Here is an 11458-nt window from a genome sequence, read left to right as displayed (position 1 = left end):
TCGCTCGGGGCGGGGCGGGCCCCCCCCCGCCGTACCGTCGTGGCGGCCGCCGGAGCGGCGGGACTCACCGTCGCGCTGACCGCCTGCGGGGGCTCCGACGACGACTCGTCGAGCTCGTCCGGCTCCTCGGCCTCGACCGATTCGAATGGCGCGACCGATTCTGCCGGTTCGACCGGTTCGACCGGCAGTTCCGAGTCCGCGAGCACGGGTGGCGCGGCGGCCGGCAACGCGCTGACGACGACCGCGGAGATCCCCGAGGGCGGCGGCAAGGTCTTCGAAGCGGAGAAGGTGGTCGTGGTGCAGCCCACGGCGGGCGAGTACAAGGCGTTCTCGTCCGTCTGCACCCACGCGGGCTGCGCGGTGAAGAGCGTCGCCGACGGGCTCATCAACTGCCCTTGTCACCAGAGCAACTTCTCGATCACGGACGGCAGCGTGAAGAGCGGTCCCGCGAAGAAGCCGCTGCCCGAGGTGAAGATCGCGGTCAGCGGCGACTCGATCACGCTGGCCTGACGCTCGCGTCCTGCCGCGCGAAGCACGCCAGCACCTCGTCCGTGGTCGCGACCGTGGCGACCCATGCGAGGGTGTGGCGGATCATCGCGGGGGTGTAGTCCGACGGCACCCCGGCGATGGCGTCGCTCGGCACGACGGCGCTGTAACCGCGGTTGACGGCGTCGAAGACGGCGTTCGGGACCGCCACGTTGGCCGAGACGCCGGCGACGACCAGGGTGCGGCAGCCTAGGTTGCGCAACAGGGCGTCGACATCGGTGCCCTGGATCGGCGACAACCCGTGCAGTCGTCGTACGACGAGGTCCTCGTCGGTGACCTCGATCGGGGGCGCGACGCGGACCGCGGCGGTTCCCGGGTGCTGCTGGACGGGCAGGCGCTCGGCGGCGCGGAACAGCCGGGCGTTGCGGTTCGCGCCCCGGCCGTCGGGGCGGCGTTCGGCGACGGCGTGGATCACCTGGACGCCGCTGGCGTGCGCGCCGGCCACCAGCCGGGCGACGTTGGCGAGGGCGCCACAGGCGCGGGCCGCGCGGGCGAGTTCGGGCAGCGCGGCGTCCGGGCCGACGACGCCTTGCTGGCATTCCACGGTCAGCAGGACGGTGGTCGCCGGGACGAGCAGATCATCGAGGCGTGGGTCGGGCGGCATGGCTCCCCCGGGGGCCGGCGTGGGCGAAGTCGGGTGAGGATAGCCACCGTTGCGAACGGACGGAAGAAGACTCATCCTTTTCTGACGTGATGTCAGAGACTGTCTCTGACACGACGTGGGAGAAGAGAAGAGAGGGCCGGATGACCGTCACGCAGCGCCGGGGCCGCAGGATCATGATGACGCCGGGAGAGCTGGACGCGTTCCTCACCACCCAGCGCACCTGCCGGGTCGCCACCGTGTCCGCCGACGGCACCCCGCACGTCAGCGCGCTGTGGTTCCTGTGGGACGGTTCGGCGTTGTGGCTGTACTCGGTGGTGCGCAGCAGACGGTGGGCGGATCTGCGCCGCGACCCGCGGGTGGCGATCGTGGTCGACACCGGTGAGGAGTACGAGTCGCTGCGCGGCGTCGAGCTGTCCGGGACCGTCGAGTTCGTCGGCGAGATCCCGCGCACCGGGGAGCTGTGCGCCGAACTGGACGCCGTGGAGACGCTGTTCGCGCGCAAGAACTTCGGCCTGAACGCGATGCCCCACGACGGACGCCACGCCTGGCTCCGCCTCCGCCCCGAGAAGATCGTCTCCTGGGACTTCCGCAAGCTCGGGGATCGGTGAGGGGCGGGAGGGCCCGCGCCGCTCACCGGACCGCGTCGGCCGCCCCGCTCCGACCGCCCGCCGTCGACGAAAAGCCCGTCTCCGCCCCGTCCCCCAGGTTCCGGGCCGCCTCCTTCAGGGCCGCGACCGCCGCCCGGATGGACGGGCGGCGGTCGGCGTCCGCGCGCCATACGACGTAGACGTGCCGGCGCACCCGTTGGCGGAGAGGGACCATGACGACGCCCTCGGGGACCGGGTGGCGGCCGAGGAGGGGTACGACGCACACGCCCAGACCGGCGGCCACCAGCCCCAGTTGGGTGTGCGTCTCGGCCGCGCGGTGGCCGACGATCGGCTCGATGCCCCGCGAGCGCAGCGTGAACATCAGCCACTCGTGGCAGAACTCGCCCTCGCCCCAGGTGATCCACTCGTCCTCGGCGAACTCGCCCAGGTCCACCTCGTCCCGCCCTGCGAGCCGATGCCCGGCCGGCATCGCCACATCGGCCGGGTCGTCGAGGACGGGCGCCTTCACCAGGCCGTCGGGCACCGGCATCGGCTTGTTGTACCAGTCCAGGACGACCGCGAGGTCGAGGTCGCCGCGCACCACCTGGGCGACGCCGTGCTCCGGCTCCAGCTCGCAGGAGCGCAGCCGCAGCCCGGGGTGACGCTCGCGCAGCGCGGCAAGCGCGCCGGGGAACAGCCCGCGTGCGGCGGTCGGGAACGCCGACAACCTCAACTCCCCCACCACCTGGCCCCGTTGTGCCTCCAGGTCGGCCTGGGCCAGCTCGACCTGGGAGAGGATGCGGGCCGCGTGCTCGGCGAGCAGCCGGCCCGCGTCCGTCAGCCGCACGCTCCGTCCGTGCTTGGCGAGGAGCTGCTGCCCGACCTCCCGCTCCAGCTTGGACATCTGCTGGGAGACGGCCGAGGTGGTGATGTGCAGCCCCGCGGCTGCGCCGCTGACCGAGCCGTGCCGGGCGAGGGCGTCGAGGGTGCGCAGGCGCTCCAGGTTCAACATGTAAGTGATGCTACGAGATATCCCGTGCGAAATCTCGATTGTGCTACGAGATCCTTTCGAGCACCGTTACGACCATGACCACCGTCACCTCCGCCTCCACGACCCCCGCGTCCGCCACCCGACCCCCTGCCGCCTCTCTCCGCCGCCCCCGCCGCACCGTGGACTGGCGTCTGCGTTTCGCGGCCCTGTCGCTGATCTGGGGCTTCAGCTTCCTGCTCATCAAGGTGGGAACGGAGGGCTACGCACCGTTCCAGGTGACGCTGGGCAGGCTGGTGTTCGGGACGGCGGTGCTGGCCGCGGCGATGGCGGTGAAGCGGGAGCGGCTGCCGCGCGGGGCGCGCACCTGGGCCCATCTGACGGTCGCCGCGTTCCTGCTGAACGCTCTGCCGTTCTCGCTGTTCGCCTACGCCGAGCTGACGATCCCCTCCACCCTCGCCGGAATCTGCAACGCGACCTCGCCGCTGTGGGGCATGGCCCTGTCGCTCGTGGCCCTCTCCGAGGACCGGCCGACGCGGGTGAGGGTCGCGGGCCTGGGCCTCGGCTTCCTCGGTGTCCTGACCGTGCTGGGCGCCTGGCAGGGCTTCCACGGCCTGGACGCCCGCGGCACCGCGCTGGCCCTGCTGGCCTCGCTCAGCTATCCGGTCGGCTGGATCTACCTGCGCCGCACCCTCGCCGACAGCGGATCCTCGGCCCTGTCGATGACCGGCGCGCAACTGCTCCTGGCCACTGCCCAACTCGCCCTGGTCACCCCCCTGTTCACCGCCCTCCCCACCCGCTTCCCGCTGCTCCCGCTGCTCGCGATCGCCGCCCTGGGCGCCCTCGGCACCGGCCTCGCGGTGCTGCTCCAGTACGGCCTGGTCTCCGAGGTGGGCCCGACGACGGCCCAGATGGTGACCTACTTCATCCCGGTCATCGCCACCGGGGCCGGTGTCGTCCTGCTCGACGAGGCGCTGACCTGGTCGACGCCGGTGGGCGCGGTGATCGTCCTGGCAGGGGCGGCGCTGACACAGGCACGGCCCCGGACCCCCACCCGGAGCCGGACCCGGAAGATCTCCGGCTGAACCAGGGGGCACCGCCCGCGCCGCCCTTCCGCCCCGCCGCCGGGGCCTCCCGCCCGCCCGTCCACCCCGCCGCCCGCCCGTGCCACCTGTCCGCCGCAGGACCCCTTGGCGAAGCCCGCGACGCCTCAGACGTACCCCCGCCCCGGCACCGCCGCCGCCACCGAGGCGATCGCGTCCGCCAAGGGACCGGTCTCGGCCTCGGACAGCGTCGAGACCGTGACGCGGATGGCCGGGGGACTGTTCAAACGGAAGCGGGCCCCGGGGGCGACCGCCCAGCCGGCGTGCAGCAGGCGGGCGACCGCGCCGGTCTCGTCGGGGACGGGGACCCACACGTTCATACCGCTGCGGCCTTGGGCGGTGACACCGCGTGCGGCGAGCGCGCCGATCAGCACCTCGCGTCGAGCACGGTAGGCGGCCGCCACCGACGGCCCGTCCACGGCACCGTCCGTCCACAGCCGCACCACGGCCCGCTGCGTCAGCAGGCTCACCCAGCCGGGCCCGAGCCGCTGCCGTCCGCGCACCCGGTCGACGGTGACCTCGTCCCCGGTGAGCAGGGCGAAACGGAGGTCAGGCCCGTACGCCTTGTTGATCGAGCGGACGAAGGCCCAGTGGTGCGTGACACCGGTCAGCGGGTGCAGCGGCAGGTCGACGATGCCATGTCCGTGGTCGTCCTCGACCAGCAAGGTCCCGGGGTGCGCGGCGAGGACGGCGCGCAGGGCACGCGCCCGGGGCGCGCCCACCGCCGCTCCGGTGGGATTCTGCGCCCGGCCGGTGACGAGCACGGCCCGCGCCCCGCCCGCCAGAGCGGCGAGCAGCGGGTCGGGAAGCAGCCCCTCGTCGTCGACGCCCACGGGGACCGCGCGTAGTCCGAGCGCCGCGACCAGGTCGAAGACGCGACCCCAGCCGGGATCCTCGACGGCGACGCCGTCGCCCGGCCGCAGGTGCGCCACGAGGACCCGCTCCACGGCGTCCAGGGCACCGGCGGCCACGGTGAGCGGCCCGTCCGGTACGCCGTCGGCGTCGAACGCGGCCCGCGCGCGGCGGGACAGCTCCGGCTCCACGGGGTCGGCGCCGTACAGCACCGGCCGGCGGTCGGCCTCCTCGGCCGCCGCCGCGAAGGCCGACGCGAGCCGGGGCAGCAGGGCCGGGTCGGGGTTGCCGTCGGCCAGGTTGCGCACCCCGGCCGGGACGTCGAGGCGCACCCTCTCACGGCCGGTCGTCGCGGGCGTGGGCCGGACCCGGCTGCCCCGTCGCCCGTGCGTCTCGATGACCCCGCGCTCGCGCAGGGTGCGGTAGGCGGCCGCGACGGTGTTCGGATTGACCCCGAGCTGTGCCGCCAACTCCCGCATAGGAGGCAGTAGTTGTCCGGGTTCCAGCGCACCGGCGCCCACCGCGCGCTCGATGCTCGCGGAAATGTCCGCTGCGCGCCGCCCCGTGATCCGATACTCTCCTAGCACAAAGCCGATTATGCACTAGTACAAACGAGCCCGCAATGGAGACCGCCATGGAGACCGCCGCGCAGGGGACCCCCCGGACGACGACACCGCCCGCCGCCTACACCCCGACCGACCGCACGGTCCCCACCCGCTCCGCCCAGAAGGCCTCCTACGACAAGGAACTGGTGCACGCGATACTCGACGAGGGCTACGTCTGCCATCTGGGCTTCGTCCGCGACGGCGCGCCCGTCGTGCTGCCGACCCTCTACGGCCGGGTCGGCGAAACGCTCTACGTGCACGGTTCGACCGGCTCGCGCCCGCTGCGGATGGCCGGGCAGTCCGACCCGGGGCTGCCGGTGTGCCTGACGGTGACGCATGTCGACGGGCTCGTCCTGGCCCGCTCGGCCTTCCACCACTCGATCAACTACCGCTCGGTGGTGGTGCACGGCCTCGCGTACGACGTCACCGACCCGGAGGAGAAGCGGGCCGCGCTGGACGCCCTGGTCGACCACGTCGTGCCCGGCCGCGCCGCCGACTCCCGGCCCGCCAACAAGAAGGAACTGGCCGCCACCGCCGTGATCCGCCTCGACCTGAACGAGGTATCCGCCAAGACCCGCACCGGCGGCGTGAACGAGGAGCCCGAGGACCTCGCCCTCCCCCACTGGGCCGGCGTCGTCCCGCTGCGCAAGGGGTACGACACCCCCGTCCCGGAGGCCGACCTGCGGCCCGGCGTCGAACTGCCGGACTACCTCGCGGTGCTGTGAGCCCCACCGGAGGGCGGGGCACCCGGTGGCCCCGCCCCCGGTGATCAGGCGTTGGTCCCCCGGGCGGACAGCTCCCGTTCCGGGCTGCCGGTGGCCACCGGCTCCGCGGAGCCCTTGGCGGGCGTGGACGACTGGGCGATGAACGCGCCCAGCAGGACCACCGCGCCGCCCACGATCTGCGGGGCCGACAGGTGCTCGCCGAGCAGGAACCACGCCAGCACGGTCGCGATGACCGCCTCCAGACACGCCACCACACCCGCCACCTGCGGCGAGAGCCGGCGCACCGAGACCACGCCGGTGACGTACGCGACGACCGTGGCGATCAGCACGATCCACGCGAGCAGCAGCCAGGCCGGGACGTCGGTGCCGTCCATGGCGGCGGAGTGCGCGAGCACCGACCAGTCCATGCCCCAGGGCCGGGCGACGACCGTCAGCACGGCGGCGCCCACGAGGAGGCCGTACGCGATGACGCCGAGCGGGTCCGGGGCGCCGTCGCCGGAGTCGCTGCCCTGGTCGGACAGGACGAAGTAGCCGACCTGGCAGCAGGCGGCGGCGAGCGCGAGGAGCAGACCGAGGGCGTCGAAGCCGAGCCCCGACCAGACCTCGACGACACAGGCGAGCCCGCCCACCGCGAGGACCACTCCGAGCGCGGCGGCACGTGTCACCGGCCGCCGCTGCACGAACCGCACCCAGCCGAGCACCAGCGCCGGCGCGAGGTACTCCACGAGCAGCGCGACCCCGACCGGGACGCGGGAGATCGCGGCGAAGTAGAAGGCCTGGACACCGGCCACGCCGAGCAGGCCGAAGCCGGCGAGCAGGGCGGGGCGGCGGCGCAGCAGCGCGCGGTGGCGCACGGCCAGCGGCAGCATCACCAGCGCCGCGCCGGTGACCCGCAGCCACACCACGTGCAACGGGTCGAGACCCGCCTCGATCAGCGGTTTGGCCGCGACCCCCGATCCGCCGAAGGCGATGGCCGAGCCGATCGCCAGACCGAGGCCGAGGCCCTTCCCGCGGTTGCCCTGACTGCTCACAGACGTATGCACCGGCACATGATGACAGGCCACGACATGACCGTCACCCCCGTTGACACCTGTCTCGACGGCTGGACCGGGGGCGCGGCCCGGACGTCCGCCTCACGGCGCGCACTCGCCACCTCCGGCGCCTTCCGGGAGACGACCGCCGTCGCCGTATCCCGGCAGGCCACCCTCGCCGTAGCACTCCGGCGGACCACTTTCCCCGTGGCTCCGGCAGGCGGCCGCCCTCGCCGTACCTGCGCCGGCCGCCCTCGCCGTACTCCCGCCCGGCGCGCTGGGCCGATGTACTACTAGACGCGGGAGTTCGGCGCGGGCACGTCGACGCCGGCGCGGGTGAGGACTTCGACGGCCCGGGACTGCGGGTCGGCGACGATCGCCGCCAGCAGGTCGATCCCGTGCGCCCGGCCGTCGCCCCCGCCCCGGCCGTCGGCCGCATCCAAGCGGTCACGCCCGGCGGCCCGCTCGCGCGCGCGGCGCATCGCGGCGGAGGCGAGCGGCGAGAAGCCCTCGACGGCGTCGGGGACGGCCGGGACGACGGGCAGGGCGCCGGAGTCCTCGACCCCGGTCTGCCAGCGCAGGCCGTAGCCGATGCTGCGCTGGACGAGGTAGCCGAGGAGCCGGGCGAGCCGGGGGCCGTCGTCGAACGCGGCGCGCACCTCGGGGTCGTGCTCCAGGAGCGAATGCAGCAGGTGCGCGGTGTCGATCTGCCGGTCCCCGTCCCGCACCGCCCTGCGGCGCGCACCGGCGACCGCCGCCGCCAGCTCCGCGCTGAGCCCGGCGTCGTCGTCCAAGGCGTGTGCCGTCCGGTCAAGGGCCGACTGCCGGGGAATACGGGGTCGCACATCCCCACCCCATCAGTGCCGGCCGGTCCGGGTCATCCACGGAGGGGAGCATTTTCGCGTCCCACGCAGAGTGGACAACGGCGGACGGAATCTCCTCCTTACGGAGGAGATCCAGCCACTCGGACGCGCGGCCCACGCCTCCCGACCCGACCGCCGGCGCTTTCCTGACGGTTCGTCAGTATTGAATGTTCGAGGCCCCGGCATTACGTTCCGCGACACCGGTAGCCCGCATCGCCCGACACGAAGAGGTGGTCGCATGGCCGAAGTCAGCGCGCAGGCACGTATCCAGGCACCGGCCGACCAGGTGTGGGCCCGGATCACGGACTGGCCGGCCTACGGCCGGTGGAACGCGACCCACACCGACTTTCCCGCGGGCGGCCCCGAGCACCTCGAAGTGGGCGCCACCTTCCAGGAGAACATGAAGCTGATGGGCTTCCCGGCGGAGGTCGAGTGGACCGTGGAGGAGCTGGAACCGGCCCGGGTGCTGGCCATCCGCGGCAAGGGGCCGATGGCGGTGACCGTGGCCACGCGCTACACGCTCCTGCCCGAGGGCGACGCCACGACGGTCCGGATCGACGGCGAGTTCACGGGCGCCGCGGTCTCACTGATGGCGGGCAGGCTGAAGGACTCGGCGACGGCCGCGCTCAACGAGTCGCTGCGCAAGCTGGACGGCCTGGTGGCCTGAGGGGGACACGCGAAGGCGCCCCGCGCGGGTTCACGCGGGGCGCCTCGACGGCCGTACGGGGGACGGCCCACGGCCGCGGGTCAGTCCTCGTCGGCGAGGATCAGGTACAGCTTCTTGCGGGCGTCGTTGATGACGGCCAGTGCCTTCTCGCGCTGTTCCTTGTCGCCGGTCTTCCAGACCTGCCCGAAGGCCTCCATCAGACCGACGCCGGCCTGGCGGATCTCGCTCAGGGCCTCCCAGTCGACCCCACGCGAGGCCTCCTCCCAGGGCGCGTCCGGACCCTCCTCGGCCGCCGCGCGGCCTGCCCCGGTGAGCGAGAACAGCTTCTTGCCGCCCTCTGTCTCACTGCTGATCAGGCCCTCGTCCTCCAGCAGCTGGAGGGTGGGGTAGACCGAGCCGGGGCTCGGCTTCCACGCGCCGCCGCTGCGCTCGGCGATCTCCTGGATCATCTCGTAGCCGTGCATGGGCCGGTCCTTGAGCAGGGCCAGGATCGAGGCCCGCACGTCACCGCGCCGGGCCCTTCCCCTCGGGCCGCCGCGCCCTCGTCCGCCCCAGGGGCCGGGGCCGAAGCCCGGTCCGAAGCCGGGACCACCCGGCCCGAAGGGACCGAAGGCCGCCCGCCGCCCGTCGAAGCCACCCCGGCCACGCCCGTGGGGGCCGTCCTGTCGATGTCCACGCTCGAATCCGTGGTTACGCATCGCCATCACTCTCTTTCATTGGTTCGTTGATCTGTCGCGATGCTTCAACGATATATCGGGACTGTTCTTATGGCAAGCCCTCGCACGGACACGTGCGGCGCTCAGGCCGTGCCGAACCGCCCCAGACAGGCGCGGTACCACTCCGCCGAGTCGGCGAGGCGGCTCAGCGGGCCGGGGCCCGGGGGCTCCGCGGTCAGCTTCCAGAGGTCGTCGGCGCGGTACCAGTGGTCCCGGCCGACCAGCGCGAACTGTCGCTCCGACGCCCGGCCCGGGGTCGCCCGCAGGCGCTCCAGGCAGGTCGACCAGGGCCAGTCCGCGGAGGGCCGGGGCGGCAGCACTCCCTGGGCCGACAGCGCGGCCAGCAGGTCCCCGACGCGGACCGGGTCCGGGTGGGCGGCGTGATGGACACCGGGCGGCACCGGGTGCGGGCCGACGGCGACGGCGGCGATCAGCCGGGCCAGGTCGCCGACATCCACGACCGACAGCAACGCCCGGCCGCCGTCCCACTCGGCGGGCACCCGCTCGACCAGTTCGCGCAGGCCGGGCACGACCCAGCGGTCCCCCGCCCCGAGCACGATCCCCGGCCGCAGCACGACGGCGCCCGCCTCCCGCGCGTACGCCTCCCCCGCCAGCCGGGTCCGGCTCACGGCGGAGACCGGCTCGGCGGGGATCTCGTCGACCGCGATGCCCCGGTGGGGGCCGGCGCCGTACACCGCCGCGGTCGACAGGTGCACCACACGGCGGACCCCGGCCCGCGTCGCCTCCGCCATCAGCGCCCGGGTGCCGTCGACGTTCACCGCCTCGCACCGCCGCTCGTCACCACCGATGTACGAGGCCAGGTGCACCACCGCGCGGGCGCCCTCGCACAGCCCGCGCAGGGCACCCGGGTCGGTCAGGTCGCCGCGCACCCACTCGACGGCGGCGGTGTCGTCGGCGGTGCCGAGGTCCGGGACGCGGCGGACCAGCGCGCGCACGCCCGGCGCGGGGCCCTCACCCCGCACGCGGGCCGACAGCGCGCGCAACACATGCGATCCGATGAAACCCGTCGCACCCGTCAACACGACCGTGCCATCGCCGTCCTTGGCCGCCGCGACCACCCGACCGCCCTCCGCCACCACACCGCCCGCAGCGTTCCGACCACCCTCCGACACGACACCGGCCACACCCATCCGACCACCCTGCCCCGTCACACCCGCCGCACCCGTCCGACCGTCCTCCGCCGTCGTGCCGTTCAGAGTCGGTCCCTCCCGTCCGCCGCCCCGCCCTCCAGGCCGGTCACCCCCTCAACGCGCGGGCGGACGCCGCCGGTTCCGTCCGCGCGGGGCCGCACCAGGACGGTTCGGGGCCACACCTCGTGAATTCGGGGCCACACCTCGTGAATTGGCCTTGGTCCGCCCTCGTCTCCACGCCCTACCGTCGAGGCCATGCGGATTCGAATCGTCGACGCCTTCACCGACCGTCCCTTCGCCGGCAACCCGGCGGGGGTCCTGCTCCTCGACGCCTTCCCGGCCGACGACCGGCTGCGGAACGTGGCCATGGAGGTCAACCACGCCGAGACGGCGTTCGCGCACCCGCTCCCCGCCGGTGGGGAGGCGGACTGGGCGCTGCGCTGGTTCACCCCCGTCACCGAGGTGGACATGTGCGGGCACGCCACCCTCGCCACCGCCCATGTCCTGCACACCACGGGCGCCCACCGAGGCCCCGTGCGCTTCGCGACCCGCAGCGGTGTCCTCATCGCGACGCCCGCCGAGGACGGCTCCATCACGCTGGACTTCCCGACCGCCCCGCTGACCCCCGCGAAGCTCCCGGCCGGGGTGGCCGACGCCCTCGGCGCCGAGCCGGTCGCCGCCTTCGACACCGGTTCGAACGTGGGGAACCTGCTGCTGGAACTCGCCGACGAGAAGACCCTCCGCGCCCTCACCCCCGACCACAAGGCCCTCGCCGCCCGCTCCGCGCGCGGCGTCATCGCCACCGCCCGCGCCGAGGACCCCGCGCGGGGCTACGACTTCGTCTCCCGCTGCTTCTTCCCGCACCTCGGCATCGACGAGGACCCGGTCACCGGCAGCGCCCACACCGCCCTGGCCCCCTACTGGTCCGAACGCCTGGGCCGGCAGGACCTCACCGGCCTCCAGGCCTCACACCGTTCCGGCCTGGTGCGCACCGGGCTGCGGGGCGAGCGCACGCTGCTC

Annotated in this window: 13 protein-coding genes; 6 read left to right on the top strand and 7 right to left on the bottom strand. The window is 73.9% G+C overall.

Annotated features, from left to right (window positions below):
• Positions 1-39 precede the first annotated feature (39 nt).
• On the top strand, positions 40-510 hold the full coding sequence (locus ALMP_RS42075) for a Rieske (2Fe-2S) protein (protein ID WP_264937401.1): 471 nt from the start codon (positions 40-42) through the stop codon (positions 508-510).
• Here the strand turns inward: ALMP_RS42075 and ALMP_RS42070 are convergent.
• Positions 497-1150 (bottom strand): cysteine hydrolase family protein, encoded by a 654-nt coding sequence (locus ALMP_RS42070; protein ID WP_264937316.1) that lies wholly within the window; start codon positions 1148-1150, stop codon positions 497-499. The genes ALMP_RS42075 and ALMP_RS42070 overlap by 14 nt on opposite strands.
• Before the next feature lie 140 nt (positions 1151-1290).
• Here ALMP_RS42070 and ALMP_RS42065 point away from each other — a divergent pair, with 140 nt between their 5' ends.
• The gene (locus ALMP_RS42065; RefSeq protein ID WP_264937315.1) at positions 1291-1758 is read left to right on the top strand and encodes a pyridoxamine 5'-phosphate oxidase family protein; all 468 of its coding nucleotides are present in this window, start codon (positions 1291-1293) and stop codon (positions 1756-1758) included.
• Between the two features lie 22 nt (positions 1759-1780).
• Here the strand turns inward: ALMP_RS42065 and ALMP_RS42060 are convergent, their stop codons facing one another.
• Positions 1781-2749 (bottom strand): LysR family transcriptional regulator, encoded by a 969-nt coding sequence (locus ALMP_RS42060; RefSeq protein WP_264937314.1) that lies wholly within the window; start codon positions 2747-2749, stop codon positions 1781-1783.
• Positions 2750-2787: 38 nt separating this feature from the next.
• Here ALMP_RS42060 and ALMP_RS42055 point away from each other — a divergent pair, with 38 nt between their 5' ends.
• Positions 2788-3810: a DMT family transporter gene (locus ALMP_RS42055; protein ID WP_264937313.1), complete on the top strand. Its 1023-nt coding sequence runs from the start codon at positions 2788-2790 to the stop codon at positions 3808-3810.
• A gap of 125 nt (positions 3811-3935) precedes the next feature.
• On the opposite strand, the gene ALMP_RS42050 is transcribed toward ALMP_RS42055, so the two are convergent.
• Entirely contained in the window at positions 3936-5267 is a 1332-nt protein-coding gene (locus ALMP_RS42050) for an aminotransferase class I/II-fold pyridoxal phosphate-dependent enzyme (RefSeq protein ID WP_264937312.1), read from the bottom strand.
• A 47-nt stretch (positions 5268-5314) separates the two neighbouring features.
• Here ALMP_RS42050 and ALMP_RS42045 point away from each other — a divergent pair, with 47 nt between their 5' ends.
• Positions 5315-6010: a pyridoxamine 5'-phosphate oxidase family protein gene (locus tag ALMP_RS42045; protein WP_264937400.1), complete on the top strand. Its 696-nt coding sequence runs from the start codon at positions 5315-5317 to the stop codon at positions 6008-6010.
• 44 nt (positions 6011-6054) lie between these two features.
• Here ALMP_RS42045 and ALMP_RS42040 read toward each other — a convergent pair whose 3' ends face one another.
• Both ALMP_RS42040 and ALMP_RS42035 read right to left on the bottom strand, forming a co-directional pair.
• Positions 6055-7059 carry a DMT family transporter gene (locus tag ALMP_RS42040; RefSeq protein ID WP_264937399.1) on the bottom strand — a complete coding sequence of 335 codons (1005 nt, stop codon included), beginning with the start codon at positions 7057-7059 and terminating at the stop codon, positions 6055-6057.
• Positions 7060-7334: 275 nt separating this feature from the next.
• The gene (locus tag ALMP_RS42035; RefSeq protein ID WP_375803622.1) at positions 7335-7886 is read right to left on the bottom strand and encodes a Clp protease N-terminal domain-containing protein; all 552 of its coding nucleotides are present in this window, start codon (positions 7884-7886) and stop codon (positions 7335-7337) included.
• Positions 7887-8142: 256 nt separating this feature from the next.
• Between ALMP_RS42035 and ALMP_RS42030 the strand changes: the two genes are divergently transcribed.
• Positions 8143-8571 carry an SRPBCC family protein gene (locus ALMP_RS42030; protein ID WP_264937310.1) on the top strand — a complete coding sequence of 143 codons (429 nt, stop codon included), beginning with the start codon at positions 8143-8145 and terminating at the stop codon, positions 8569-8571.
• An 80-nt stretch (positions 8572-8651) separates the two neighbouring features.
• Here ALMP_RS42030 and ALMP_RS42025 read toward each other — a convergent pair whose 3' ends face one another.
• On the bottom strand, positions 8652-9269 hold the full coding sequence (locus ALMP_RS42025) for a PadR family transcriptional regulator (protein WP_264937309.1): 618 nt from the start codon (positions 9267-9269) through the stop codon (positions 8652-8654).
• A gap of 101 nt (positions 9270-9370) precedes the next feature.
• Entirely contained in the window at positions 9371-10438 is a 1068-nt protein-coding gene (locus ALMP_RS42020; protein WP_264937308.1) for an NAD(P)-dependent oxidoreductase, read from the bottom strand.
• A gap of 255 nt (positions 10439-10693) precedes the next feature.
• Here ALMP_RS42020 and ALMP_RS42015 point away from each other — a divergent pair.
• On the top strand, positions 10694-11458 hold a 765-nt coding region (locus ALMP_RS42015), incomplete at its 3' end, for a PhzF family phenazine biosynthesis protein (protein WP_264937307.1).

The organism is Streptomyces sp. A012304, assembly GCF_026008495.1.
GTDB lineage: Bacteria > Actinomycetota > Actinomycetes > Streptomycetales > Streptomycetaceae > Streptomyces.
The sequence above is the reverse complement of the archived record's forward strand: the minus strand, read 5'-3'. Positions and strand labels throughout refer to the sequence as shown.